Raw genomic sequence first — 25813 nt, 5'->3', positions numbered from 1 at the left:
GCCTGCCACAGAAAAACTCAAACCATGCCGACCAACAACTCCGTCACGTTCCTTTCGCAGATCAATCATGAGCCAATAACATATCGCCCTGACCATGCTGAAAATTGCACTTCAGCCATATACTGCATAGCGCTAGCAATTTATTAAACGTCCTCACACCACCAAGAATTGTCCGCAATTACAATTTTTGGTTACCGACATTTTGTTGCGCCCCTGAACCCGTAGAGAGGTATTCAAGATACTCTTACTGGCACAGCCGCCGGTGAGCACGGCGCCTCTCCGAATTCGGCCAGGAGTGGCAGGGAGCAGCCGACCAACCCTGACTACCCTGGAGGCCGACCGCATAAAGCTTATTCAACGAAAACTGGCTTTATTGTCGAACGTAGCGGCCAGGCGCATGTTCAAGCGGGGGGTATTCGGCATTGCCCAGCATAGTGATGGCAGGCTTGCGTGGGCCGGCATAGCCGGTCAACCAGGCGAACCAGTCCCCCCACCAGCTGCCGGAATGCTGCTGAGCTCCCTGCAGCCAGTCGTCAGCTACCGGCGCTATGTGTTCATTGACCCAGTAATGGCGCTTGTTCCTATCTGGCGGGTTGATCACCCCGGCGATGTGGCCGGAGGCGCCGAGGACAAACCGCTTTGAACCTCCCAGCAATTCCGTGCTGGCATAGGCGCTTCTCCAGGGCACGATGTGGTCGTCATGGGTTCCCAAGATGTAGGCTGGTGCGTCTATGGCCCGCAGATCCAACTTGACGCCGCACAGATCCAACTCCCCCGATTTGAGGTCGTTCTGCAGGTAGGTGTGGCGCAGATACCAGCAATACAGGGGCCCCGGCAGATTGGTGCTGTCGTTGTTCCAGAACAGTAGATCCAGAGCCAGCGGCTTCTGCCCCTTGAGATATTTGTCTACGTTGTAGTTCCACCACAGCTCGTTGGGCCGCAGCAGGGAGAAGGTATTGCCCATGTCCTCACCGCGGAACAGGCCACATTTGCCACCATGGCCACCGATGGTGCGCTCACGGTAGGCCACCAGTTGCTCATCGACGAAGACGCTGATCGGCCCGGTATCAAGGTAGTCAAGAAAAGTGGCGAATAGACTCAGGCTGGCAATGTCCTGGTCGCCACGCGCTGCCAGCACCGCTAGAGCGCAACTCAGCATGGTGCCGCCGATGCAGAAACCCAAACAGTTCAGGTGGCGCTCACCACTGATGGCCCGGGTAGTGCGCAGGGCGCTGATCACTCCGTCCTGGATGATCTGCTCCCAGGTGATGTCGGCCTGTTCCTGAGTGAAGTTGCGCCAGGACATCAGAAAAACTTGATGGCCTCGCTCCAGTAGATGGCGGATTAGAGAGTTTTCGGGCCCGAGGTCAAGGATGTAGTACTTGTTGATCGCCGGCGGGACGATGAATATCGGCCGCTGGTATTGCGTTTCGCTGAGCGGCGAATACTGGATCAGCTGGAACATAGGGGTTTCCAGTACCACGGCACCAGGGGTGGTGGCCAGATTCACGCCGACTTCGAAATCGCCCAAGTCACATTGGCGCAACTTGCCTTCCTGCAGGTCACTGGCAAGATGCAACAGGCCACTTAGTAGGCTGGCGCCCTGGGTTTCCACTAGGCGTTGCAGGGCATCAGGGTTGCTCAGCAGAAAGTTACTTGGGGCGCTTGCGGCAATCGCTTGCTCGATCAAGTAACGCAAGCGCTGGCGGGGCTTCTGCTCATCGATGGGGAGAAGCTCCAACAGTTTCAGCAGGAAACCGGAATTCAGCAGGTAGAAGGCAGCCAGGGAACCGAACAGCGGTTCGCTCCAGTTGCCACTGGCGAAGCGACGATCGCTGAATGCGAACGGCTGGCAGCTCAGCAATTGCTGGCCAAGTTCGGCCCACTGTTGTTGGTAGTCCGCCTGCAGTTGCTCCAACGCCTCGACAGGTACGTCGAACCACTGGCTTTGGTCGTGCCCGCTGAACCAAGTATTTTGCGCAACGTATAAGCGCAGTTGCTGCAGGACGAAGCTGGCGATGAAGGGCGCCTGACCCGACCAGTAGTGAGCAAAGGTGTGTCCGTTGTCCATGGCGTCTCCAGGAATATGAAAACAAAAGCCGCGCCCGGTGAGAGGCGCGGTGCGATCATGTCGAGACGTAACCGCACGGCCAGCCTGGCGGTGCGGGTGCAGGGGGGCACGTCCGGCAGAGTCGCGAAAGCGTCACTCAGCGCTCGATGGCCAGCGCCACGCCCTGGCCGCCACCGATACACAGGGTAGCGAGGCCTTTTTTCGCGTCGCGCCTGAGCATTTCATGCAGCAGGCTGACCAGTACGCGGCAACCGGAGGCGCCAATGGGGTGGCCGAGGGCGATGGCGCCGCCGTTGACGTTAACCCTGCCAGCATCCCAGCCCAGCTCCTGACCCACGGCCAGGGCCTGGGCCGCGAAGGCTTCATTGGCCTCGATCAGATCCAGCTCGGCCAGACTCCAGCCCGCCTTATCCAGGCAGCTGCGGGTGGCCGACACCGGTCCGATACCCATGATCGCCGGGTCGACGCCGGCATTGGCGTAGGCGGCGATCTTCGCCAACACTGGCAGACCAAGCGCTGCGGCCTTTGCCGCACTCATCAGCAGTACCGCGGCGGCGCCGTCGTTGAGACTGGAAGCGTTGCCGGCGGTAACGCTGCCGTCGTTCTTGAAGGCCGGTTTCAGCTTGCCCAGCGACTCGGCGGTGGTGCCGGCGCGTGGCTGTTCGTCGGTGTCGAAGCTCAGCGCCTCGCCCTTGCGCTGCGGAATGCTCACCGGGACGATCTCGTCGCGGAAGCGACCGGTCTCGATGGCGGCCACGGCTTTCTGCTGCGAGGCGGCGGCGAATTCGTCCTGGGCTTCGCGGCTGATGCCGTACTTGTCTACCAGGTTTTCGGCAGTGATCCCCATGTGGTAGTCGTTGAATGCGTCCCACAGGCCGTCGACGATCATGCTGTCGACCAGCTGCGCGTGGCCCATGCGCAGGCCGGCGCGGACCTTGGGCAGGACATAGGACGACAGGCTCATGTTCTCCATGCCACCGGCAATCACCACCTCGGCATCGCCACAGCGGATGGCCTGGGCGCCCAGGTGCAGGGCTTTCAGGCCGGAGCCACAGACCTTGTTCAGGGTCATCGCCGGTACGGCGTGTGGCAGGCCGGCGATGACCGCTGCTTGGCGAGCGGTATTCTGCCCAGCACCGGCGGTGAGTACGTGGCCGAGTATCACTTCATCCACCTGACTGCTATCCAGAGCGGTCTGTTCGAGCAGGCGGCGGATCACCGTGGCGCCCAGTTCAACGGCGGGAGTGCCGGCCAGGCTCCCCTGGAAAGCGCCGATGGCGGTGCGAGTGGCGGCGACGATAACGACTTCGATCATCTGGAACACCTCATGTCATGGCTGAGCGAGGGCGCGAATGGCGCATCACTGCATGTTCATGCCGCCATTCACCGAGAAGTCGGCGCCGGTGGCATAGGCAGACTGATCGGAGGCCAGCCAGGCCACGATCGAGGCGATCTCCTCGGGCTGGCCGAGACGGCCCACAGGAATGCCAGTAATCATGTCTTCGAGGATGTCCGGGCGAATCGCCGCGGTCATGTCGGTCTTGATGTAGCCAGGGGAAACCGTATTGACGGTCACGCCCTTGCCACTCACCTCGCGGGCCAAGGCCATGCTGAAGCCATGAATGCCAGCCTTGGCCGCGGAGTAGTTGGTCTGCCCGAACTGGCCTCGCTGGCCATTGATTGAGGAGATGTTGATGACGCGTCCCCAGCCCTTGGCCAACATGCCCTCGATGACCTGCTTGGTTGTGTTGAACAGGCCGGTGAGATTGGTATCGATCACCGCCTTCCAGTTTTCTGGGGACATCTTGCGGAAGGTGCCGTCGCGGGTGATGCCAGCATTGTTGACCAATACATCGATCGGGCCGACAGTCTCGTGCACCATGTCGAAGGCCTGGCGGGTGCTATCCCAGTCGGTGATGTCGCAGTCGATGCAGTGGAAGTGAAAGCCCGCCTCGAGTTGCGTGGCAATCCAGGAAGCCTTGCGGCTGGAGTAGGGATTACAGCCCACCACCACGGTGAAGCCATCCCGATGCAGGCGCTGGCTGATCGCCGTACCGATACCGCCCATACCACCGGTGACCAGTGCTATACGTGCCGCATTGCTCGCAGTACCCATTAACCATTCCTCGTTAATTAAGACCTTGGAACAGCGGGCAAGTCTCTGGCGCTTTGCGGATGTGAACAATGTCCCCGGGTTACGCCGGGTTGTCCTCGCACACCAGTCCTGGCGCGCTTTGAGCTCTATCTAACGAAGCATTGACTGGAGTCAATTAGAATTGACTTGCGGACATCTAGGTCGCGCATTTCAAAGTGTGCCATTGCTCTTCGAGAAACAGCGGAGGGGTATTTGCCGGATCAGTTCCAACTATGTCGGGATGCTGGTGGATATGCTGCCGGCAGAGGGCCTGTATGAGGTGCTCTTGCGTCGTGAGGCTTGAGTCGATATTTGCTTGCTGACACGGACGGATGTGCTGCTCACCCGCGCAAGCGCCTACCCCACTATTAGCTCCATGCTCTACCACATCCAGGCCACAGGATTAGGAGCAATGCGTGGCGGCGTATCAAGTAACTGGCGACCGGCCCACCGATACAGCAGTCCGCCATCAGACCCACGGTGTTACTGGCGGCATCCAAATCCATGAGTTTGCCGACGCCCAATAGTTCGGCAAACAGTGGCGCTCAGACTAGAGCGCCAAGTTAAATATGGAGCGCATGGATTTGCATGAAGGCACCTTGAATCAACCGAGGATGTTCAGGCCGCCATCAACGAAGTGGACTCCGCCAGTCTGACCTTGGCTAGCGTTGCTAACCAGCCAGGCACACAGGCCGCCGACTTCCTCCAAAGTGACTAGGCGGCGTAAAGGGGCGCGATTGGTCGAGGTTTCCAACAAGTGATCGAAGTCCTTTAGCCCGGATGCCGCCCGAGTCGGCATGGGGCCGGGGGAAATGGCATGCACGCGGATGTTGCGCGGCCCCAGTTCGGTGGCCAGGTAGCGCACGCTAGATTCCAGAGCGGCCTTGACCGGCCCCATCAGGGCATAGCCTTCGATCGTCTCCTGGGCGCCCAAGTAACTCATGGTCACCAGACTGCCGCCGCGGGGCATCAGCGGCTCGGCCAGGCGCGCCATGCGAATGAAAGAGTGACAGGAAATATCAATGGCCTGCAGGAAGCCGGTGCTGGAACTGTCCAGTAGGCGTCCGCGGATTTCCTCCTTGGGCGCGCTAGCCAGGCAGTGAACGACGAAGTCCAGCGATCCCCATTGCTCTGCGAGGCGCTCGAACAGAGCGTCCAGCTCGCCGGTCTGGGTTACATCCAGGGGCATGCTCACAGTGGCATGCACCTGTTGCGCCAGGGGTTCAACATGCACCCTAGCTTTGTCATTCAGCCAGGTGACAGCCAGCTCTGCTCCCATTTCATGCAACGCCTGAGCACAGCCCCAGGCGATCGAATGCGGGTTGGCGATGCCGACCACCAGGCCGCGCTTACCGGCTAGGGACAGGCTTTCCTTGATGCTCATAAGTGCTGATCCTGATACAGACGCCAGGCATGGCGAGCAATGATGCTCTCTTCGTCGGTAGGGATGACCCACACAGCCCGCGTGCTGGCGGTACTGGATATGCGCTCGGCGTTGCGTTGGTTCGCCGCGTCATCGATGCGCAGCCCAAAGAGTGGCGCGAGATGCTGCAGCACCTGGGCACGCAGCGCGGCATCCTTTTCACCGATACCGGCGGTGAATACCAGCGCGTCCAGCCCACCCAGGCACGTGGCGAGCCGACCGATTTCCTGGGCGATCCGGTAGGCATAGAAGTCGATGGCCAGGGCTGCGCGAGGGTCGTCGCTGGCGCGCAGTTTGCGCATGTCACTGCTAACCCCGGAAATGCCGAGCAAGCCAGATTGTCGATACAGCAGCGTCTCCAGATCCCGAACCTGTATGCCCTGATCCAACAGGTACAGCAGTACGCCGGGATCCAGGGCACCACAGCGGCTGCCCATGGGTAGGCCGTCGAGGGCGCTGAAACCTGTGGTGACCTCGACGCTGCGGCCGGCCTCGATCGCGCACAGGCTGGAACCATTGCCCAGATGGGCGATGACCAGCTTGCCGGTGGCGAGCTCTGGGGCTCTGTCGATCAGGCGCTGACTGACATATTCAAAGGACAAGCCATGGAAGCCGTAGCGGCGAACACCCTGTTCGTACAGCGCGTAGGGCAAGCCGAAGAGCTGGCTCATTTCACTGCGCCCGGAATGGAACGCGGTATCGAAACAGGCGACCTGAGGTAGGTGCGCATTGTGCTCGAGCGCTGCCTGGATAGCCGCCAGATTGTGCGGTTGATGCAGTGGCGCCAGGGGTTCCAGCGTCCTCAGGCGCGCCAGTGTTGCAATATCCACGCGCACCGGGGCGCTGAAATCCATCCCACCATGCACCACTCGATGGCCGATCAGCGCCGGTGGGCGATTCTGTAGACCTTCCTTCAGTGCGCTGTAGACCTGCTGGAAAGCCGCTTTCATGTCGGCAACATGCTCCGGCGCAAAGGCTACGTCCTTCACCACTGTTCCATCGGCCATGACTATCTGGAGGCGCGGCACCACGCCAATGCCGTCCAGCTTGCCGCGCGCCAGCAAACGTGGCTGCTCCTCGCCTTGGCGGCCGGCGAACAGACCAGTCTTGATGCTCGACGAGCCCGCATTGACGGTGACGATCAGTTCGTCTTGAGCGGGGCTCATGAGGGCACACCTAGTTGGGTGCGCCGCGCTTTGGCGAGCAGCACGGCCAGCCCACTACTGGCGATGCGCGCCCGGGGGCTGTCGGCACGGCTGGTGAAAATGATCGGTACGCGGGCACCGAGGACAATGCCGGCCGCCTCGGCACCGGCAAGATAGATCAGTTGCTTGGCGAGGATGTTGCCCGCCTCCATGTCAGGTACCAGTAAGATGTCCGGATCGCCGGCGACGTCTGAATGAATGCCCTTGACCCGCGCAGCGTCGGCGTTGATCGCGTTGTCGAAGGCCAGTGGCCCGTCGAGCAGCGCGCCATCGATCTGTCCACGCAGGGACATGACCACAAGTGCGGCAGCTTCCAGGGTCGAGGGCAGCTTGGCCGTGACAGTTTCAACCGCCGACAGCAGCGCTACCTTAGGCCGGTCGATGCCGAGGGCGTGCAGCATCTGGATCGCATTGCGGCAGATGTCGGCCTTGTCCTCCAGGCCGGGAAAGATGTTTACCGCCGCGTCGGTGACGAACAGCGTTTTGTGATAGCTGGGCACGCTCATGGCGAAGACATGACTGAGGCGCCGTTCTGTGCGTAGACCGCTTTCACGATCGGCCACGGCATGCAGCAGTTCATCGCTGTGCAGGCTGCCTTTCATCAGCAGCTCGCCACGGCCTTCGCGGATCAGGGCGACGCCACGCTCGGCGGCAGCGTGGCTGTGTGGCACGTCCTCCACGGTCAGCCCGTCGATATCCAGGCCAGCCTCGCTGGCGGTTGCCGCGATCTTGTGGCGCGGGCCTACCAGAATCGGGGCTATCAGCCCGGCCTGGGTGGCCTCCAGCGCTCCTCGCAGCGCATTCGCCTCGCAAGGATGTACGACGATGGTGGGCAGCGGGCCAATTTCGGCGCAGCGGTTCAGTAACTCCTGGTAGTGATCCTGGCTCATTCGGCGCTGCCTCCCTTGTCCTGGCTCGCGGGATCAGGGGCCGGCGCAGACCGGGCCGCCTTGGCGCGCCCCGTTTTTTTCACCGAGGTCACGGGGCTCTTGCTCCTGGGCTCCACAGGGGACGAGCTGGTTTCGATCTGCGCTTCGGCAGGCTGGGCAGCGTTTCTCTTCCTTGGCCGCGTACTGGCCTTGGGTGCCTGGGCATCTGCCTCGGGCAGGTGCAGCGTTAACGGGGCTTGTTCTGGCTCGCTGTCCGCAGCGATGACTGGCACTGGTGGTTGTGCGAAGGTCGGAAGTGGGTGTTCAAGCAGGTCGTGCAAACGGCGCCAGAGCTCGCCCACCGCGCCCTCAGCGTAGAGTAGCTCGGGCACGAGGTGCACGGCGGCTGCCAGCACTGCCTCACGCTGCCTGGCCTCGGGGAGCAGACATGGCAATGTATTCAGACCCTCCTCGGGGAGGGCGAAGACCAGAAGATCCTGCAGACGGACACTGTCACGCACGGCGAGTGGGTCAATGCCTAGTTGTTGCGAGAGCGCGCGGGCCTGCTGGGCAAGTTGTTCAATACGCTCCTTGCCGAACCTGCCACTTGCATGCGCGAGTAGGCAGAGAATGCGAATGAGCGCCTCCTGTTCCCCGCCGCGGAGAAGCGAGTCGTGCAGATGCTCGACCAGAGCCTTATCACGCTGCTCGACGTAGCTCTGCTGCGAGTGTGGTGCCTGGCCGCCAGTCAAGGTGCTCAGACCACCATAGAAACCATGGAAGAGCATCTCCTGGGCCGCGTCGCGGACGTCACGATAGCCATCGAGCAGAGTCTCGACCGTGCTGGAGAATGCCTCTTGCCAGGCAAACAGGGGATTATCGGGTGATGCTGGGCGGCGATTGACGCGCGTCAGGGCCGCATGGCCTGCCAGCCACCAAAGGGTTGGATTGAGACTGCTCCAGACAACTTGCTGCTGGTGAAACGGATGGCTCTTGCGCAAGCATTCGGCGAGTGGTTCGTTGATCGCTCTGTGCATCCAGGGGCGGACTAGCCAGTCGTAGAGAGTGCTGTTGAATCCGGAGACACGGTCGACCAGGGCGAATTCAAGTTCGTCGCTAAGGTCATCCTCATCTTGGCAGAGAATGTCGGCTATGCGCCGGGATTCGAAATGCACCTGATACGCCTGGTCATCACTGGCGGATGCTGGCAGGTCGTCGATCACCAGTTCGTACAGTCCCGGCGACAGCATGGTGATGGCATCGATAGCGCCGAGCAGTTCCCTATGCTCACGACGGGCTACCTTACCGGAGACGAAGATACCCAAGTGGCCGATGCTGGCATGCTGCAGGTAAACAATGGTGCGTCCGGCGTTGCGCAGCGCTAAGTCGCTGGGATAGACGTCGGCTATCCAGTTCAGTGCTTGCTGCGGTGGGGTGATGTTGTCGCCATATGAGCAGAACACCACCACGGGCGCCTCAATGCGCTTCAAGTCGATGCTGCTGCTCCTGCGCCCAGAACCGCCAGCCAGGCGGTTGCCGATGAACAGGTCATCGACGATCACCTCGATCTCCTCGCTGTTGAGCAGGGTTGGACTGCCCCACCAGCGCTCGAAATCGAGAAAGCGAGGGGTTTCCCTATCGACGTTGCTGAACAGCTTGTAGTACTTGCTCCAGTAGGTGTTGGCCGGATTCAAGCTCTCGAAGTTGCTGACCAGCCAGGTGCCATCGAAACGGCCATTGCCCAAGTCACTGCCCAAGCGGGTCATCCAGGCACCGCCGAGTAGGCCGCCAGCGTAGCGCATCGGGTTGCGCCCGTTGACTCCGGCCCAGTAGGACAGCGGCGCACCGTTGACGATCACCAGACCTGGCAGCTCCGGACGCGCGGCAGCCAGCCCCATCAGTGCCCAGCCGGCCTGGCAGTTACCGATCACCACTGGCTTCCCGGCCTCCGGATGGCGCGCGCTGACCGTTTCGATGTAGAGAGCCTCGGCCTCGGCGATGTCGATCAAGGTCTGGCCGGGTGCGGGTGCATGGCTGAAAGCGATGAAATACGTCGGGTGCCCAGCGCGCAAGCTTTCGCCGATTTCAGAATCCTGCTTGAAGCCGCCGATGCCGGCGCCGTGACCGCCGCGTGGGTCGATAACGATGACCGGCTGCCGCGTGGTATCGCTCGGCTGGTCATCCCGTGGAACGATGTGCAGCAGGGAGTAGTTGACCGGGTGGGGCAGATCACGGCCGTCGATCAGCACCTCATAGGGAAACTTGAGCAGTAGGGGATAGCCGGCACGCTCGTGGGCAAGGGTATTGTCGCCACGCTGGCGCAGTGCATCCCAGAACAGCAGGCCGCGCTGTCCGAAGTCGACCAGATATTCCCAGCAGTCGCCTGCGCTGGGGACACGCAGGCGACCTTCTCTCAGTGGCGCAAGCAGAGTCTCATGGCGTTGACCAAAGGCATCGAGCAGGAGCTTCCCGTGCAGCTGCTGTAGGCGTCCGAGGTGTTCGAACAGATTATGGAATGAGGAAAAACTTTCTTCTCGCTTTGCAAAAAAACTTTCCTGGCTCATGAGCGTTTCCTATAGCAGGGACGTGGGCAAAGCCCTCGTTCGATCCTCTCCATGAAGAGGAGCCATGGCTTTCAGGCCAAGTTTTATAGCGAATCGCTTCGACTTGAGCAAAGTTTTTTTGCGGCGCACAAAAGCGCTTGCGATCTCTCTTTGTGCAGTGCAACATTTTGCTAGCGCAGCGGCTCCATCATGGATGGTTTTCGCGTGCTAGGCCGCAAGCGGCCTTCCCCATTGCCAGGAGACCCGACCATGTCTTTTTTTGATTCGGAAAAACTGCAAAGCGCACAGAAAGCCAACCTTGACCTGCTGCAGCAGATCAGTGGCAAAGTATTCGAGAGCGTCGAGCAGCTCAGTCAGTTGCAATTCAAGGCGCTACGCGCATCCAGCAGTGAGCAGTTCGACAGCCTACGCAAGCTGCTGTCGGTGCGTGACCCGCAGGCCTTCGCCGAGGCGCAGGCGTCCTTCACTCAGCCAGCTGCTCAGGCAGAGCGCCTGCTGGAGTTCAATCGAGAGGTGTATGACCTGGTCTCCAGCACTCAGGCGGATATCGCCAAGCTTGCCGAACGCCAAGTCGAGGCCGGCGCCAAGCATGTGCGGGAACTGGTGGACGTCATCGCCAAGAACGCCCCGGCGGGCGCAGAGCCGGCGGTAGCCGTCCTCAAGTCGGCACTGGAAAGCGCCGGCAGTGTCTATGAAAGCGCACAGAAAGCGGCCAAACAGGCAGCCGAGATCGCCGAGAACGGCATCGCGGCTGCCGCTTCCGCGGCAGGTCAGGCCACCCGTGAAGCCAGCAAGACTGCGGGCGGGCGCAAGTAAGACAAGGCAACTGCACCAAGGGCGGTGATGGCCTTCATTGGTCATCACCGCCTTTTTTCTTCTGCCCAGAATTGCCGGGCGGAATGCCACCGAACAATCCGAACAAGTTCTGGGTGCCCAGATAGAGCTTCTTCGACTGCTCGACATACTGGCTCATCAGATCCTGCATGACAGGCACCTGCTTGTGCATAAAGTCACTCCAGGCCTGAGAGGATTGCACCCCTGTCTGCGTCTGGATGTCGATCACGGTCTGGATGCTCTTCTCCAGATAGTTGCCGAGCATGCCCTGGAACGGGCCGTAGAAGCGAATGATGCCCTTGAGCATGTCGCTAGAGAAGATCGGCTCGCCGTCGCTTTCCGCCTCCTGAATAACCTGCAGCAAGATACTTCGAGTCAGGTCTTCGCCACTCTTCGCGTCTACTACCTGGAACGGCACTTCATCGATGACCAGTCGACGGATGTCGGCAAGGGTGACATGGGCACTGGTGTGGGTGTCGTATAGGCGGCGATTGGTGTATTTCTTGATCAGGCGTGGAGCACTGCGGTCGTCTTCGGGCATGCAAGGCGTCTCTTCATGAAATGGGCTATGTCAGTTGGCAGCACTATCTTAGGCCTTTCTCATAGATATCCCCACCGACGCCAGCAGCGGGATAGCCATCCCACAGGGATTCCTATCGCAGATCTAGAAGCACGGCATCAAGGGCCGCGAGGCCTCGGTGGGAAACCTCGACCTGCTGCAGACCAACCACGACGAGCTGGCCTTCACCCTCGACAATTCGGCGGCCGATGCACGGAAGGGCGAGACTGATACCGGCTTCAAGTTATCGCCGAAGAAGCTGCACGCCATCATCGGCACCTCCCCAAAACTACACCCAGATCGTCGCGAGCAAGGAATCGAGAATCGGCTCCTGGCCGACCTCAAGGATAAGCTCATCCCCATCAGCGCCGAGGGGCTGCACAGTAGACCCCGGCCCGATCGACCTGCCGACTGCCACCGCCCGAGCCGTGCCGTGCCCCTCTTGCGACAGCCTCAACGCGCTGCTGGAAGTAGAAATGGGCAGGCCCAAGGCGCACATCGGGGCGCCGCTCGACTCACTGCCCCCCTACCCTGCCACCTAGAGCATGACCCAGCACCAACGCCTGACCGAGCGAACCCTGCGCCAGCGACTGCATGCTGATTCGGGGTAGCGTTTTGGTCAGGAAGCGCAGCGCACCTCACCTCACCTGTGTTTGAACGTACCGGCTCACCATCAAAAGAAGAGAGATAGCAGGCCATATTCTCGGGTGGGGCAAAAAGTGGGGCAAAATTCAGGAGCAGTACAAAAGCATCAGGCATAAAAAAATCCAGTCACCGCTAAGTGACTGGATTTTCTAGGGATTTTTGGTCGGGACGGAGTGATTCGAACACTCGACCCCTTGCACCCCATGCAAGTGCGCTACCAGGCTGCGCTACGCCCCGACTGTACTTCCGAGCTCAGTGACTGTGCTTCCGAAGTGAGCCGCACTATATACTAAGCTTCTGATAAGTGGAAGTTTTTTTTGCTTCCGTCACTTCTTCAGGACCAGCAGGACTTCTTCCAGCTCGGCGATCATCTGGCGGATGAGCTGCTTGTACTGGGTGACGTCGTCCTTGGCCTCGTCGCCGGAGAGGCGCTGGCGCGCCCCGCCGATGGTGAAGCCCTGGTCGTAGAGGAGCGCGCGGATCTGGCGGATCATCAGCACGTCCTGGCGCTGATAATAGCGGCGGTTTCCGCGGCGCTTCACCGGGTTGAGCTGCGGGAATTCCTGCTCCCAGTAGCGCAGCACGTGGGGCTTGACCGCGCACAAGTCGCTGACTTCGCCGATGGTGAAGTAGCGCTTGCCGGGAATCGGTGGCAGCTCGTCGTTATGACTTGGTTCCAGCATATGCCTCAACCCTGGCCTTCAGTTTCTGCCCTGGACGAAAGGTGACAACGCGGCGGGCCGTGATCGGGATTTCTTCGCCGGTCTTCGGGTTGCGTCCGGGGCGCTGGCGCTTGTCGCGCAGGTCGAAGTTGCCGAAACCGGACAACTTGACCTGCTCGTTATGCTCCAGCGCCTGGCGGATCTCTTCGAAGAACAGCTCCACCAACTCCTTGGCTTCCCGTTTGTTCAGGCCCAGCTCTTCGTACAGACGTTCCGCAATTTCAGCTTTCGTCAGAGCCCCCATACGCTATTTCCTTAACGTGGCATTGAACCTTTCTTCCAACGACGTGACGATGTTCTGCGTCGTGCTATTGACTTCATCGTCATTAAGAGTGCGCGATGGATGCTGCCAGGTCAAGCCGACGGCAAGGCTTTTTCTATGCGGATCAATGCCTTTACCGTGATACACATCAAACAGCCTGAGGTCCGTCAGCCATTCGCCGGCCGCCGCACGGATTTGTGTCAGGATGTCTTGTGCCGGCACGTCCTGATCCACCAGCAGCGCCAGGTCGCGGCGCACTTCGGGGAAGCGCGACAGCTCGCGGAACTTCGGCAGGTGGCCGTCGACCACTTCGGCCAGCAGCAGCTCGAAGAGGAACACCGGCTGCTCGAGGTCGAGTTTCTTCGCCAATTCCGGATGCAGCGCGCCCAGGTAGCCGACCAGCCGCCCGTCCCGCTCGATGCGCGCGGTCTGCCCCGGGTGCAGCGCCGGGTGCTCACCGGGCACGAAGCTGAAGTCGCCGAGGGCGCCGGCACTGGCCAGCACCGCCTCGACATCGGCCTTGGCGTCGAAGAAGTCCACGCCGTCACGGCCGTTGGCCCAGCCTTCCGGCAGGCGCTTGCCGCAGATGGCGCCGGCGAGCATGGCTTCCTGCTTCAGGCCTTCCAGTTGACCGACGAAGCGCAGGCCGCTTTCGAACAGGCGGACCCGCGACTGCTGGCGGTTGAGGTTGTGCTGCAGCGCCTTGACCAGGCCCGGCCAGAGGCTGGAACGCATCGCCGCCATGTCGGCGGAGATCGGGTTGGCCAGGGTCAGCGGCTGGGTGCCCGGATCGAACAGTTCGAACAGGGCCGGATCGATGAAGCTGAAGGTGATCGCTTCCTGGTAGCCGCGGGCGACCAGCAGGCGCCGCAGCAGCGGCAGCGCGGCGCGCGCTTCCGGCTTGTTGTTCGGCGCCAGGCGCGCCTGCGGGTAGCGCACCGGCAGGCGATTGTATCCGTAGAGACGGGCCAGTTCCTCGATCAGGTCGACTTCCAGGGAAATGTCGAAGCGATGGCTCGGTACGCCGACCGACCACTGCCCTTCCCCGTCGGCTACCACCGTTAGTTCCAGGGCTTGCAGCAGGCGCACGATCTCGGCGGCGTCCAGCGGCATGCCGAGCATCTGGGTCACGCGCTCGGCGCGCAGGGTGATCGGCGCGACCTTCGGTAGGTGCGCTTCGCTGACCTGCTCGACGATCGGCCCTGGTTCACCGCCGACGATGTCGAGGATCAGGCGCGTCGCGCGCTCCATGGCCTTGCGCGCCAACTGGCTGTCGACGCCGCGCTCGAAGCGATGCGAGGAGTCGGTGTGCAGGCCATAGGAGCGGGCCTTGCCGGCCAGGGCGATGGTGTCGAAGAACGCGGCTTCGAGGAACAGGTCGCGGGTGCTGTCGCTGACGCCGCTGTGCTCGCCGCCCATCACCCCGGCGATGGCCAGGGCGCGCTGGTGGTCGGCGATCACCAGGGTGTCGGCGCGCAGGGTGATTTCCTGACCGTCGAGCAGGACCAGTTTCTCGCCGTCCTCGGCCATGCGCACGCGCACGCCGCCGTTGATCTCGGCAAGGTCGAAGGCATGCATCGGCTGGCCCAGTTCGATCATCACGTAGTTGGTGACGTCGACCACCGGGTCGATGCTGCGGATGTCGGAACGGCGCAGGCGCTCGACCATCCACAACGGGGTCGGCCGGCTCAGGTAGACGTTGCGGATCACCCGGCCGAGGTAGCGCGGGCAGGCAGCCGGCGCGGCGAGTTCGACCGGACGGGTCTCGTCGTGCTGCGCGGCGACCGCGTCCACCGCCACCGGCGCCAGCGGAACATCGTAGATGGCGCTGACTTCGCGGGCCAGGCCGGCGAGCGACAGGCAGTCACCGCGGTTCGGGGTCAGGCCGACCTCGATGGTGTAGTCGTCCAGCTCCAGGTAGGTGCGGACGTCCTGGCCGACCGGCGCGTCAGCCGGCAGCTCGAGCAGACCGGCGTTCTCTTCGCTGATCTGCAATTCCTTGGCCGAGCAGAGCATGCCGAAGGACTCGACGCCGCGCAGCTTGGCTTTCTTGATCTTGAAGTCGCCCGGCAGTTCGGCGCCGATCATGGCGAACGGAATCTTCAGGCCCGCGCGCACGTTGGGCGCACCGCAGACGACCTGGAAGGTCTCGCTGCCGTTGCTGACCTGGCAGACGCGCAGCTTGTCGGCGTCCGGATGCTGTTCGGTCGAGAGCACCTCGCCGACCACCACGCCGCTGAAGGCGCCGGCGACCGGCAGGTCGGCGTCAACCTCGAGGCCGACCATGGACAGGCGAGCGACCAGCTCGTCATGGGAAACCTGCGGATTTGCCCAGCTCCGCAGCCACTTTTCACTGAATTTCATCCTGTTCTCCTAAGGAATCCGGTTGCGTTCTGGCCTAGCGGAATTGTCCGAGGAAGCGCAGATCGTTATCGAAGAACAGACGCAGGTCGTTCACCCCGTAGCGCAGCATGGCCAGGCGCTCGGCGCCCATGCCGAAGGCGAAGCCCTGGAATTTCTCGGGATCGATGTTGGACATGCGCAGCACGTTCGGGTGCACCATGCCGCAACCCATGACTTCCAGCCAGCCGGTCTGCTTGCACACGCGGCAGCCGTTGCCGCTGCAGATCACGCACTGAATGTCCACTTCGGCCGAGGGCTCGGTGAAGGGGAAGAAGGACGGACGGAAGCGCACTTCAAGCTGCTTCTCGAAGAAGGCGCGGAGGAATTCCTCGATGGTGCCCTTGAGGTCGGCGAAGCTGACACCCTCGTCCACCAACAGGCCTTCCACCTGGTGGAACATCGGCGAGTGGGTCAGGTCGGAGTCGCAGCGGTAGACGCGCCCCGGGCAGACAATGCGGATCGGCGGCTGCTGGGACTCCATGGTCCGCACCTGCACCGGTGAGGTGTGGGTACGCAGCAGCATGTTCGCATTGAAATAGAAAGTGTCGTGCATGGCACGCGCCGGGTGGTGGCCCGGAATGTTGAGCGCTTCGAAGTTGTGGTAGTCGTCTTCGACTTCCGGGCCTTCGGCGACTTCATAGCCGATGCGGCTGAAGCACTGCTCGATGCGCTCCAGCGTGCGGGTGACCGGATGCAGGCCGCCGCTCAGCTGGCCACGACCGGGCAGGGTGACATCGATGCGCTCCGCGGCCAGCCGGGCGGCCAGCGCGGCCCCTTCCAGCTCGGTCTTACGCGCGTTCAGCGCATCCTGGACCTTTTCCTTGGCCACGTTGATCAGCGCGCCAACCTTCGGCCGCTCTTCGGCCGGCAGGTCGCCCAGGGTCTTCATCACCTGGGTCAGTTCGCCTTTCTTGCCGAGGTAGTGAACCCGGATCTGCTCCAGGGCATTGACGTCTTCGGTGTGTCGCACAGCCTCCAATGCTTGAGAGACCAGCGCATCCAGGTTTTCCATGTATGGACTCCAGATACAAAATAGGGGAAGAGCGGTAAGGCTCTTCCCCTATCGGTGACGTTACGTCCGGACCGAAGTCCGGTGATTGTCGTAGGGCTTAAGCCAAGCTTGCCTTCGCTTTCTCGACAATCGCGGTAAACGCCGCTTTTTCGTTCACTGCCAGATCGGCCAGGACCTTACGGTCGATCTCGATGGCCGCCTTTTTCAGGCCAGCGATCAGACGGCTGTAGGACAGACCGTTCTGACGAGCACCAGCGTTGATACGGGCGATCCACAGTGCGCGGAACTGACGCTTGCGCTGACGACGGTCACGGTAGGCGTATTGGCCAGCCTTGATCACCGCCTGCTTGGCAACGCGGAACACGCGCGAGCGTGCACCATAGTAGCCCTTGGCGAGCTTCAGAATTTTCTTGTGACGACGACGGGCGATAACGCCACGCTTAACACGAGCCATGAATTAATCCTCTACCTTAATAATCAGCGCAGACGCAGGGAGCGTTCTACGCGCGCAACGTCAGACTTGTTCAGCATCGAGGTGCCGCGCAGTTGACGCTTACGCTTGGTGGTCATCTTGGTCAGGATGTGGCTCTTGAAGGCGTGCTTGTGCTTGAGGCCACCAGCAGTCTTCTTGAAGCGCTTGGCCGCGCCACTTTTGGTCTTCATCTTTGGCATGTTCGGATACTCCGCATTGAGTGATTACGCATAACCGCAAGGCCTGCCAGTGCCCTGGTGGTTACTTTTTCTTCTTGGGAGCGATGACCATCATCAGCTGGCGTCCTTCCAGCTTAGGATGCTGCTCGACGGTGCCGTACTCCACGAGGTCGGCTTCGACCCGCTTCAACAGCTCCATCCCCAGCTCCTGGTGAGCCATCTCACGGCCGCGGAATCGCAGGGATACCTTGGCCTTGTCCCCTTCACTAAGGAAACGTACCAGGTTGCGTAGTTTTACCTGGTAATCCCCTTCTTCCGTCCCTGGACGAAACTTGATTTCTTTGACCTGCGCCTGCTTCTGGTTCTTCTTGGCGACCGCAGCCTGCTTCTTCTTCTCGAACAGGTGCTTGCCGTAGTCCATGATGCGGCAGACAGGAGGCACCGCGTCGGCCGAAATCTCAACCAGGTCCAGCTTCGCCTCTTCGGCTAGGCGGATCGCCTCATCGATCGAAACAACACCAACCTGCTGGCCATCAGCTCCAATCAACCGTACCTCACGAGCCGAGATGTTCTCGTTGATCGGGGGTTTCGGTTGAGCTCGCTTATCCTGTCTCATTTCACGCTTAATAATGATTACTCCGAGTCTTGGCGACCACGCCGGGAAACCGCCTGTGCCAACAGCTCAGCGAACTGGGTGACGGGCATGGAGCCCAGGTCTTCCCCTTCGCGCGTACGCACCGCGACGGCCTTCGATTCAACTTCCCGATCTCCAATAACCAAGAGATAGGGAACCTTGAGCAAAGTATGCTCGCGGATTTTAAAGCCGATCTTCTCGTTTCTCAAGTCGGACTTGGCACGGAATCCGCTTTCCCCGAGGATCCGCACCACCTCGGCGGCGAAATCGGCCTGCTTGTCGGTGATATTCATCACCACTGCCTGGGTCGGCGCCAGCCAGGCCGGGAAGGCTCCGGCGTAGTGCTCGATGAGCATGCCGATGAAGCGCTCGAAGGACCCGAGGATCGCACGGTGCAGCATCACCGGGCGCTTACGGTTGTTGTCCTCGGCGATGTAGCTGGCGTCCAGGCGCTCCGGCAGGTTCGGGTCGTACTGCAGGGTGCCGCACTGCCAGTTACGGCCGAGGCAGTCCTTCAGGGTGAACTCGATCTTTGGCCCATAGAACGCGCCCTCGCCCGGCTGGTATTCCCAGGCCAGGCCGGATTCGTTCAGCGCATCGGCCAGCGCGCCTTCGGCGCGATCCCACAGCTCGTCGGAACCGACGCGCTTGGCCGGACGGGTCGACAGCTTCATGGCGATGTCGGTGAAACCGAAGTCGCGGTAGACCTGCAAGGTCAGCTTGATGAAATCGGCCGCTTCCTTCTTCACCTGCTCTTCGGTGCAGAAGATATGCGCGTCGTCCTGGGTAAAGCCGCGTACACGCATGATCCCGTGCAGCGCGCCGGACGGCTCGTTGCGGTGGCAGGCGCCGAACTCGGCGAGGCGCAGCGGCAGGTCGCGGTAGGACTTCAGGCCCTGGTTGAAGATCTGCACGTGGCACGGGCAGTTCATCGGCTTGACCGCGTAGTCGCGGCTTTCCGAGGAGGTGGTGAACATGTTCTCGGCGTAGTTCGACCAGTGGCCCGAACGCTCCCAGAGGATGCGGTCGACCACCTGCGGGGTACGCACTTCGACATAGCCATGGTCGCGCTGGACCTTGCGCATGTACTGCTCGAGCACCTGGTAGACGCTCCAGCCATTCGGGTGCCAGAACACCATGCCCGGCGCTTCTTCCTGCAGGTGGAACAGGTCGAGCTGCTTGCCGATGCGGCGATGGTCGCGCTTCTCGGCCTCTTCGATGCGCTGGATGTAGGCCGCCAGTTGCTTCTTGTCGGCCCAGGCGGTGCCGTAGATACGTTGTAGCTGCTCGTTCTTCGAGTCGCCGCGCCAGTAGGCGCCGGAAATCTTGGTCAGTTGGAACGCCTTGAGGAAGCGGGTGTTCGGCACATGCGGGCCGCGGCACATGTCCACGTACTCCTCATGGAAGTACAGGCCCATGGCCTTCTCGTCCGGCATGTCGTCGATCAGGCGCAGCTTGTAGTCTTCGCCACGGGACTTGAACAGCTCGATGACCTCGGCGCGCGGGGTCATCTTCTTGATCACGTCGTAGTCCTTGTCGATCAGCTCACGCATGCGCTGCTGGATCGCCGCCATGTCCTCGGGGGTGAAGGGGCGCTCGAAGAAGATGTCGTAATAGAAGCCTTCCTCGATCACCGGGCCGATGACCATCTTCGCGGTCGGATAGAGCTGCTTGACCGCATGGCCGACCAGGTGGGCGCAGGAGTGGCGGATGATCTCCAGTCCTTCCTCGTCCTTGGGCGTGATGATCTGCAGGGTCGCGTCGCGATCGATGGTGTCGCAGGCGTCGACCAGGCGGCCGTCGACCTTGCCGGCGAGGGTCGCCTTGGCCAGGCCCGCGCCGATGGATTGGGCCACCTCGGCCACGGAGACCGGGTGATCGAAGGAACGTTGACTGCCGTCGGGAAGAGTAATGATGGGCATGGCGCCTCCTCTCCTAGTGGTGACCCCTACCAAAGGCCACGTGGGTTGGGATGTGCCAGTAAGCGTCGCCCGCCGGGCCGGCCTGCCTCACAGTGGCAGGCGCCTTGCGGCACCCCTGCGCCGAAGCGCGCGGACGGAGATCACTGGGAATGGATACTGACGAAAAACGCCGGAGCTGATCCGGCGCGAAGCGCCCATGGTAAAGCATCCGCGGCGAGCTGACGAGCGGTCAGTTCACCCGGCCTCACTTCAGGACGTTTCCGCCTCCGGCGCAACGCCATCGACGCGCGCCAGGAACTCCAGTACCGACCGGTTGAAAGCCGCCGGACGGGTGGCATTGAGGCCATGGGAGGCCCCCTGGATGCGTTGCAGCTCGGCGCGCGGCAGGGCCGCCGCCAGCGCCTCGGCGGTGGCCGGGAATGGCAGCGGGCTGCGTTCGCCATTGAGGATCAGGCTCGGCAGGTCGATCGAGCGCAGTTCCGACAGCGCCAGCGCCGGCGGCTGGTCGGCCACCTGCCCGACCAGGGTCATGGCGTTGTCCAGGGTCATTCGGCGGAACGTCGCCGACGAGCGTTTCCATACCCCGGCGCCGCTCACCGTATCGACGAACAGTTCCAGTCCCCGTTCCGCCTCGCCGCCACGGATCAATTCGAGCGCCTGGCGCCGGAACTGGTTGCGTTCCAATGGCTCCTCGGGCGCAGGCAGGCCGGCGTGGGCGTAGACCTCGGCGGCATAGTCGCCGCCGGGATCGGCCAGGCTCAGCGAACGCAGGGCGTCCGGAGCGGCCAGCGCCAGGCGCAACGCCAGGTTGCCGCCACGGGAATGGCCGAGCAGGTGTACCGGCTCGCCGAGCCGCTCGACCAGCGCCAGCAGGTCGGCGACGTGGCGGGCGCTGGTGAAGTCCGCACCCTGCCCGTCCCAGCGCTCGGGGTAGTAGTGACGCAGGCTCGGCACGATCAGCCGGTGGCGCTCGCCGAGGCTGCGCAACTGCCATTGCCAGTAGCGGTAGTCGCAGAGCGAACCGTGGACCAGTAGCACCGGCGTGCCCTCGCCCAGGTCCTGATAGACCAGTTGATACCCATCCACCTCGAACGAGGCGAGTTCGCCACTCATGCACGCAACCCTTTCGGTTTCTTTTTCGACTCAGCGCGACGAACGGTGATCGGGCCCGCAGCCCGATGCACGGCATCGCCTGGAAAAGATGGATGTTAGCGGCCTGAGGTCACGCCCCGTAATGACAAATAGGTCTAGGGCCGTCTCGCCCGCTGGGCTAGGCTGGAAGTTCCCCTGCGGAGGTGACGCCGATGAATACGCCGATCTTCTACGAGCTATTCCGCAACCACCCGCTGCATGCCCCGTCCGCCCGGACCCTGGCGAGCATGCTGGCTCTCGGCCTGGCGCTGGCCGGGGTATGGGCCCTGCTGCTGGGCTGGGGCATCGGCCTGGGCATCGACAACTTCGCCATGTACTTCGGCTGGACCGCCTTGCTCATGACCATCCTCCTGGTCGCGCTGTTCCTCGGCGCCACGCTGTTGCGCATGGAGGCCATCTGGCTGGCCTTCCTGCTCGCCCTGCCCCTGCTGACCAGCCTGACCGGCTGCCTGGCTCTGGTCGGCGCCGGCCCCGAGTGACCGCGTTTCAGACCATGGTCGAAGACCGATTGCAGTAATTCCCCTTTCCGCAGGGTCTATCCTTGGGTAAGAGGAGGACGAACCATGACTCCCGAATCCTTCGTCACATTGCTGATCGTCGCCTGGCTGGGCCTCGCCGGCGTCACCCTGTGGGCCTTCCTGCGCGTGCCGCGTCGGCGCGCACGCCTGCAACGCAAGGCACGGCAAGCCGAAAACCGGCATCCCGCACGGCCGCCACAGCCTCTTCCGCAACGCAGCTGAAGCCGCCATGCCGACCGGTCACGGCAGGAAGGCGTGCTGGGAAACCCCCAGCAACAGATAGGCCGCCAGCACGGTGAACGCGAGAAAACCCACGACGTAACGCAGCATCCCGACTCCTGTCAGTCATTTCATCCCTGATGCTGACCCGAACGACCTTGCATCGTTCTGCGCCAGCCTGCCGAAGCGCCGAACGGGCAGGCCAGCCCTGGCCTTCCCTTCCGACACGAGCGGGGCCGGTCGATCCTCGCCCAGCCCCCTCGAAGCTTCACTCTAGCACTCTCGCCCGCCCTGCCGGAGGTCTCCGCCAGGATTCCGGACGAACCGTTCAGCCCGCCATGTAGCTCGGCAGGCCGCGCTCCTGCAGACGACGCAGGGTGCCGACCACATCCACCGGCAGGCTCCCCGCCTCCAGGGCCAGGTCGCGGCGCACGGCGTTGATGAACCAGTACATGCGCTTCTCGTCGGCCAACTGGGCGGCGGACACCACGCGACGGGTCACGATCTCTTCGCCGTTGCGCAGGGTCAGCAGGGCGCCGCCGTCCGGACGCATCTGGGTGGATACGGCAAAGGTGGCCTGGAAGGCATCGAACAGCATCTTGATGGACTTTTCCATGATCGTTTATCCCCTCTTGCATGAAAACCGACCGCGAACTTCAGCGCAGCCGCAACACGGGGAAAGGTGGCAGCTTTCATGCCAGCCACATGGAAAATTAAAACCATTCAAAATCAATAACTTACGAAAAGACTCAGCGAAGCGGTCCGTGCAAACTGCAAGATCGTGCGAAATGCATCATGCGATTTGCCAGCAGGCTCAGTCGGAAAACAGCGGCCGGCCCCGCGCATCGAAGCCGCGCACCTGGTACAGCGCCGCTTCCGCCAGCGACAGCGCGGCCGCCGGACTCTCGCACGGCGGCTGGCCCGGCAGCACCAGCCATTCGGTGCGTCCGTCGTCGATGCTGGTTATCTCGATCTCGGCCAGATAGCCGCTGTCCTCGCGCAACCAGGTGGCGCGCAGTTCGAACTCGCCAAAACGCCTGCCGGACACCCGCCAGCCTCCCTTCGGAAAAGTCGTCGCAGTGTAACCAGGCCGGGCGTCGATCAGCCAGCCAGGTCGGCCAGCGCCTCGCGCTCCTCGTCGCGCAGGGTCAGGACCCGGCAACCCCGCTCGGTGACCAGCACGGTGTGCTCGTACTGGGCCGACAGGCGGCGGTCGCGGGTGGTCACGGTCCAGCCGTCCTTGTGCAGCTTCACCGCGTGGCCGCCCTGGTTGATCATCGGTTCGATGGTGAAGGTCATCCCGGCCTTCAGCCGCGCACCCGCGCCAGCGCGACCGAAGTGCAGGACCTGCGGCGCCTCGTGCATCTTGCGGCCGATGCCATGCCCGCAGTATTCGCGGACCACCGAATAACCGTTGGCTTCGGCGTGACTCTGGATGGCATGCCCGATATCGCCGAGGGTGGCGTCCGGGCGCACCACGCGGATCGCCCGGTACAGGCATTCGCGGGTGACGTCGAGCAGCTTCTGCGCCTGGCGGTCGATGGCGCCGACCCGGTACATCTTGCTGCTGTCGCCGAAATAGCCGTCCTTGATCACCGTGACGTCGACGTTGACGATATCGCCGTCGCGGAGGATCTGCTGCGCCGACGGCCAGCCATGACAGACCACCTCGTTGACCGAGGTGTTCACCGTGAACGGATAGCCGTACTGCCCCTTGCTGCCGGGAATCGCCGCGAGGGTGTCGACGATGTAGCGCTCGCAGAAGCGGTCGATCTCTGCCGTGCTGATGCCTGGCCGCACCACCTCGTCGAGGGCTTCGAGGACTTTCGCGGTGAGCGCGCCGGCCACGCTCATGCGCTGGATTTCCTCCGCGCTCTTGATCATCCCGAGATCCTCGCCGCGTCCTGCTCGCGGCGGTCGCTTTCGCGCGCTTCGTCCATCAATTGGCGTAGCACCTGCGCATAGGTCAGGCCGGGATTGGCTTCGATCAGCATGCCGATGCGCATCCAGTGCTCAGCCTGGGCATTGATCGAGCGCGACATGGCCTTGCAGGCGATGCGCGCCTCTTCGTGCAATTGCTCGGAAATCTTCACCAGGCCCACACTACACCTCGACTACAAAACATATACGGAACGCATACTAACCATCGCATGGACGCGGCGCAAACGGGAAGGTCCGCCCTCGCCTGGCCATGGACTGGCCACGATTGGCATCTCCTGCAAAATCAGTAACATGCGGATTTTTTTGGAAGTTGCCGCATGCTTTCCCGTTTGTTTGTAGGCCTTTTCGCCCTCCTCCTCGCCAGCGCCGGCCAGGCCAACGCCCCGCGCACGTTCTCCGAAGCGAAGAAAATCGGCTGGAAGCTCTACGCCCGGCAATCCGTGGAGTTCTACTGCGGCTGTCGCTACTCGGGAAATCGTGTCGACCTCGCCAGTTGCGGCTACAAGCCGAGGAAGAACGCCAACCGCGCGCGGCGCATCGAGTGGGAACACATCGTCCCGGCCTGGGTGATCGGTCACCAGCGACGCTGCTGGCAGAACGGCGGGCGGAGCAACTGCGCGAGGCACGACAGCACCTACCAGCGCGCCGAGGCCGACCTGCACAACCTGGTGCCGAGCATCGGCGAGGTCAACGGCGACCGCAGCAACTTCGGCTTCGGCTGGCTGCCGCAGAAACCCCAGCAATACGGCGCCTGCCCGATGGTGGTGGACTTCAAGGCGCGCAAGGCGATGCCACGCCCGCAGATTCGCGGGATGATCGCCCGCACCTACTTCTACATGAGCGACCGCTACGGCCTGCGCCTGTCGAAGCAGGATCGCCAGCTCTACAACGCCTGGCACAAGCAGTACCCGCCACAGACCTGGGAGCGCCAGCGCAACCACATGGTCGGCTGCGTGATGGGCTGGGGCAATCCCTATGTCGGCCCGGTGGACCTGGCGACCTGCAGCAACCTATCCTCGCGTCGACGCTGACCTCCGCCGGAGTAGCCCATGATCTTCCGCACCCTCGCCCTGTTGCCGCTCTGCGCCGCCCTGGCGTTCGCCGCCGACGCCGGGGAGCGCCGCTTCGACTGCACGGTGGTGGCGATACACGACGACGCCAGCCTGGGCTGCCGCCTGCCCGGCGCGAACAAGGCGCTGCGCATCCAGCTCAATGCCGTCGAGCTACCGGCCGCCGAGCCCTGGCGTCGGCGCGCCCGGGAAGCCCTGGAAGACATGCTGCTCGGCAAATCGACGACCATCCGCGAGCAAGGCCGCGACGCGCGCTTCCGCATCCTCGGCGCGGCCTGGGTCACCCCGGCCGACTGCCCCACCTGCGGACATACCCTGGATGCCGGGCTGGCCCTGCTGACCATTGGCCTGGCCAGCTGGCGCGACGCGCCGGACAGCGGCCAGACGGCCGAGGCGCGCGGCCAGTACCGGTTCGCCGAGGAAGAAGCGCGGGCGCGCAAGGCTGGCCAGTGGCGACCGCGCGACGCCGCTCCTAGAGATGGATCTCCGCGAACTTGATGCCCAGCCCGCGCAGCTCCTTGACCGCGTCGTCGAGCCGGCGGAACGACATCACCTCGTCGCTCTCGTCGACCAGGAAATAGCTGCGCCCGCCGTCCTTCTTGAAGAACACGATCCATTCCCTGGCCAGGGTGGGATTGGCGATGATGTGGGTCGCCGAGATCTTCCCTGCCGCCTGCCTGTCCCGAACCTTCTCGCGCTTCATTGCCTTCCCGTCAGCTGTGTGGAAAGGCGGAATTATCGCATCATCGGTTCCCGCGGCGAAAAAACTCAGCGTGCCGCCATCGCCATTTCCATGCCCGGCACGGCCAGTTCCCGGCGGATGCTGCGGATCAGCCACTCGGTCTCCGGCGGCGCGCTGAGCTGCGGCGAGGGTATGGTGCGAGCCACGTAGCGGCCGTCGGCGGCCTGCAACTGCAACAACAGCGCGCCGTCGTGGCGGCTCTTGCTGGACAACTGGAACTCGGGAAAGGCAGCGGCGATTTTCTTCAGGTCGACAGACATG

At 62.5% G+C, this 25813-nt stretch carries 28 protein-coding genes and 1 tRNA gene; 5 read left to right on the top strand and 24 right to left on the bottom strand.

The features are described from left to right. Window positions 1–370: 370 nt before the first annotated feature. The 7 genes from phaC to ACM0M4_RS12400 form a co-directional block, all read right to left on the bottom strand. Window positions 371–2071, bottom strand: a complete 1701-nt coding sequence (gene phaC, locus ACM0M4_RS12430; RefSeq protein ID WP_031690882.1) for a class I poly(R)-hydroxyalkanoic acid synthase — start codon at window positions 2069–2071, stop codon at window positions 371–373. A gap of 136 nt (window positions 2072–2207) precedes the next feature. Then, the gene (locus ACM0M4_RS12425) at window positions 2208–3386 is read right to left on the bottom strand and encodes an acetyl-CoA C-acetyltransferase (RefSeq protein ID WP_031690880.1); all 1179 of its coding nucleotides are present in this window, start codon (window positions 3384–3386) and stop codon (window positions 2208–2210) included. Window positions 3387–3431: 45 nt separating this feature from the next. Beyond that, window positions 3432–4187: an acetoacetyl-CoA reductase gene (gene phbB, locus ACM0M4_RS12420; RefSeq protein ID WP_031690879.1), complete on the bottom strand. Its 756-nt coding sequence runs from the start codon at window positions 4185–4187 to the stop codon at window positions 3432–3434. 622 nt (window positions 4188–4809) lie between these two features. Then, the gene (gene fabI / locus ACM0M4_RS12415) at window positions 4810–5589 is read right to left on the bottom strand and encodes an enoyl-ACP reductase FabI (RefSeq protein WP_031690877.1); all 780 of its coding nucleotides are present in this window, start codon (window positions 5587–5589) and stop codon (window positions 4810–4812) included. Then, window positions 5586–6794 (bottom strand): acetate/propionate family kinase, encoded by a 1209-nt coding sequence (locus tag ACM0M4_RS12410; protein WP_031690876.1) that lies wholly within the window; start codon window positions 6792–6794, stop codon window positions 5586–5588. The genes fabI and ACM0M4_RS12410 overlap by 4 nt, the downstream gene beginning before the upstream one ends. Continuing rightward, window positions 6791–7723 carry a phosphate acetyltransferase gene (locus ACM0M4_RS12405; protein WP_031690874.1) on the bottom strand — a complete coding sequence of 311 codons (933 nt, stop codon included), beginning with the start codon at window positions 7721–7723 and terminating at the stop codon, window positions 6791–6793. Before ACM0M4_RS12405 ends, ACM0M4_RS12410 begins: the two co-directional genes overlap by 4 nt. Next, the gene (locus ACM0M4_RS12400; RefSeq protein ID WP_033991998.1) at window positions 7720–10266 is read right to left on the bottom strand and encodes a DUF3141 domain-containing protein; all 2547 of its coding nucleotides are present in this window, start codon (window positions 10264–10266) and stop codon (window positions 7720–7722) included. The genes ACM0M4_RS12405 and ACM0M4_RS12400 overlap by 4 nt, the downstream gene beginning before the upstream one ends. A 249-nt stretch (window positions 10267–10515) precedes the next feature. Between ACM0M4_RS12400 and ACM0M4_RS12395 the strand changes: the two genes are divergently transcribed. Beyond that, window positions 10516–11082: a phasin family protein gene (locus ACM0M4_RS12395; protein ID WP_031690871.1), complete on the top strand. Its 567-nt coding sequence runs from the start codon at window positions 10516–10518 to the stop codon at window positions 11080–11082. 34 nt (window positions 11083–11116) lie between these two features. Here the strand turns inward: ACM0M4_RS12395 and phaR are convergent, their stop codons facing one another. From phaR to ACM0M4_RS12340, 11 genes are all read right to left on the bottom strand, one after another. Next, on the bottom strand, window positions 11117–11641 hold the full coding sequence (gene phaR / locus ACM0M4_RS12390; protein WP_031690869.1) for a polyhydroxyalkanoate synthesis repressor PhaR: 525 nt from the start codon (window positions 11639–11641) through the stop codon (window positions 11117–11119). Between the two features lie 823 nt (window positions 11642–12464). Continuing rightward, a tRNA-Pro gene (locus ACM0M4_RS12385) sits at window positions 12465–12541 on the bottom strand. An 89-nt stretch (window positions 12542–12630) separates the two neighbouring features. Next, window positions 12631–12987, bottom strand: a complete 357-nt coding sequence (locus ACM0M4_RS12380; protein ID WP_003090655.1) for a MerR family transcriptional regulator — start codon at window positions 12985–12987, stop codon at window positions 12631–12633. Next, window positions 12968–13270, bottom strand: a complete 303-nt coding sequence (gene ihfA, locus ACM0M4_RS12375; RefSeq protein WP_003090661.1) for an integration host factor subunit alpha — start codon at window positions 13268–13270, stop codon at window positions 12968–12970. The genes ACM0M4_RS12380 and ihfA overlap by 20 nt, the downstream gene beginning before the upstream one ends. Window positions 13271–13273: 3 nt before the next feature. Then, the gene (pheT, locus tag ACM0M4_RS12370; protein WP_115288765.1) at window positions 13274–15652 is read right to left on the bottom strand and encodes a phenylalanine--tRNA ligase subunit beta; all 2379 of its coding nucleotides are present in this window, start codon (window positions 15650–15652) and stop codon (window positions 13274–13276) included. A 34-nt stretch (window positions 15653–15686) separates the two neighbouring features. Continuing rightward, window positions 15687–16703 (bottom strand): phenylalanine--tRNA ligase subunit alpha, encoded by a 1017-nt coding sequence (gene pheS, locus ACM0M4_RS12365; RefSeq protein ID WP_003090666.1) that lies wholly within the window; start codon window positions 16701–16703, stop codon window positions 15687–15689. A gap of 97 nt (window positions 16704–16800) precedes the next feature. Further along, window positions 16801–17157 (bottom strand): 50S ribosomal protein L20, encoded by a 357-nt coding sequence (gene rplT, locus ACM0M4_RS12360; protein WP_003099086.1) that lies wholly within the window; start codon window positions 17155–17157, stop codon window positions 16801–16803. A 23-nt stretch (window positions 17158–17180) separates the two neighbouring features. Next, window positions 17181–17375, bottom strand: a complete 195-nt coding sequence (gene rpmI, locus ACM0M4_RS12355) for a 50S ribosomal protein L35 (RefSeq protein WP_003090673.1) — start codon at window positions 17373–17375, stop codon at window positions 17181–17183. 61 nt (window positions 17376–17436) lie between these two features. Next, window positions 17437–17988: a translation initiation factor IF-3 gene (gene infC / locus ACM0M4_RS12350; protein ID WP_003119938.1), complete on the bottom strand. Its 552-nt coding sequence runs from the start codon at window positions 17986–17988 to the stop codon at window positions 17437–17439. Next, window positions 17988–19910, bottom strand: coding sequence for a threonine--tRNA ligase (gene thrS / locus ACM0M4_RS12345; RefSeq protein ID WP_003090677.1), 1923 nt, complete (start codon window positions 19908–19910; stop codon window positions 17988–17990). The genes infC and thrS overlap by 1 nt, the downstream gene beginning before the upstream one ends. 249 nt (window positions 19911–20159) lie before the next feature. Then, window positions 20160–21023 (bottom strand): alpha/beta fold hydrolase, encoded by an 864-nt coding sequence (locus ACM0M4_RS12340; RefSeq protein WP_016253319.1) that lies wholly within the window; start codon window positions 21021–21023, stop codon window positions 20160–20162. A gap of 191 nt (window positions 21024–21214) precedes the next feature. On the opposite strand from ACM0M4_RS12340, the gene ACM0M4_RS12335 reads away from it, so the two are divergent. Both ACM0M4_RS12335 and ACM0M4_RS12330 read left to right on the top strand, forming a co-directional pair. Then, a complete protein-coding gene (locus ACM0M4_RS12335; protein WP_003090681.1) occupies window positions 21215–21541 on the top strand; it encodes a hypothetical protein in 327 nt (108 codons plus the stop codon). Window positions 21542–21625: 84 nt separating this feature from the next. Further along, the gene (locus ACM0M4_RS12330) at window positions 21626–21802 is read left to right on the top strand and encodes a hypothetical protein (protein ID WP_003099098.1); all 177 of its coding nucleotides are present in this window, start codon (window positions 21626–21628) and stop codon (window positions 21800–21802) included. 325 nt (window positions 21803–22127) lie between these two features. Here the strand turns inward: ACM0M4_RS12330 and ACM0M4_RS12325 are convergent, their stop codons facing one another. The 4 genes from ACM0M4_RS12325 to ACM0M4_RS12310 all read right to left on the bottom strand — a co-directional run bounded on the left by ACM0M4_RS12325 (window position 22128) and on the right by ACM0M4_RS12310 (window position 23901). Continuing rightward, on the bottom strand, window positions 22128–22415 hold the full coding sequence (locus ACM0M4_RS12325; RefSeq protein ID WP_003090684.1) for a DUF3509 domain-containing protein: 288 nt from the start codon (window positions 22413–22415) through the stop codon (window positions 22128–22130). Window positions 22416–22613: 198 nt separating this feature from the next. Next, entirely contained in the window at window positions 22614–22847 is a 234-nt protein-coding gene (locus tag ACM0M4_RS12320; RefSeq protein ID WP_028680836.1) for a hypothetical protein, read from the bottom strand. Between the two features lie 53 nt (window positions 22848–22900). After that, window positions 22901–23683 carry a type I methionyl aminopeptidase gene (map, locus tag ACM0M4_RS12315; RefSeq protein ID WP_003114411.1) on the bottom strand — a complete coding sequence of 261 codons (783 nt, stop codon included), beginning with the start codon at window positions 23681–23683 and terminating at the stop codon, window positions 22901–22903. Then, entirely contained in the window at window positions 23680–23901 is a 222-nt protein-coding gene (locus tag ACM0M4_RS12310) for a ParD-like family protein (protein ID WP_003090688.1), read from the bottom strand. Before ACM0M4_RS12310 ends, map begins: the two co-directional genes overlap by 4 nt. Window positions 23902–24057: 156 nt before the next feature. On the opposite strand from ACM0M4_RS12310, the gene ACM0M4_RS12305 reads away from it, so the two are divergent. Together ACM0M4_RS12305 and ACM0M4_RS12300 are read left to right on the top strand one after the other, a co-directional pair. Further along, window positions 24058–24771: an endonuclease gene (locus tag ACM0M4_RS12305; protein ID WP_003099106.1), complete on the top strand. Its 714-nt coding sequence runs from the start codon at window positions 24058–24060 to the stop codon at window positions 24769–24771. Window positions 24772–24789: 18 nt separating this feature from the next. Beyond that, the gene (locus tag ACM0M4_RS12300) at window positions 24790–25308 is read left to right on the top strand and encodes a thermonuclease family protein (protein WP_003099108.1); all 519 of its coding nucleotides are present in this window, start codon (window positions 24790–24792) and stop codon (window positions 25306–25308) included. Here the strand turns inward: ACM0M4_RS12300 and ACM0M4_RS12295 are convergent. Together ACM0M4_RS12295 and ACM0M4_RS12290 are read right to left on the bottom strand one after the other, a co-directional pair. Further along, a complete protein-coding gene (locus ACM0M4_RS12295; RefSeq protein ID WP_003090795.1) occupies window positions 25283–25513 on the bottom strand; it encodes a hypothetical protein in 231 nt (76 codons plus the stop codon). The two genes, ACM0M4_RS12300 and ACM0M4_RS12295, sit on opposite strands and share 26 nt — an antisense overlap. 65 nt (window positions 25514–25578) lie before the next feature. Next, window positions 25579–25812 carry a DUF3509 domain-containing protein gene (locus tag ACM0M4_RS12290; protein ID WP_003090796.1) on the bottom strand — a complete coding sequence of 78 codons (234 nt, stop codon included), beginning with the start codon at window positions 25810–25812 and terminating at the stop codon, window positions 25579–25581. Window position 25813 lies beyond the last annotated feature (1 nt).

The sequence above is a fragment of the Pseudomonas sp. 18-147 genome, from assembly GCF_051048045.1.
Lineage (GTDB): Bacteria > Pseudomonadota > Gammaproteobacteria > Pseudomonadales > Pseudomonadaceae > Pseudomonas > Pseudomonas aeruginosa.
The sequence above is the reverse complement of the archived record's forward strand: the minus strand, read 5'-3'. Positions and strand labels throughout refer to the sequence as shown.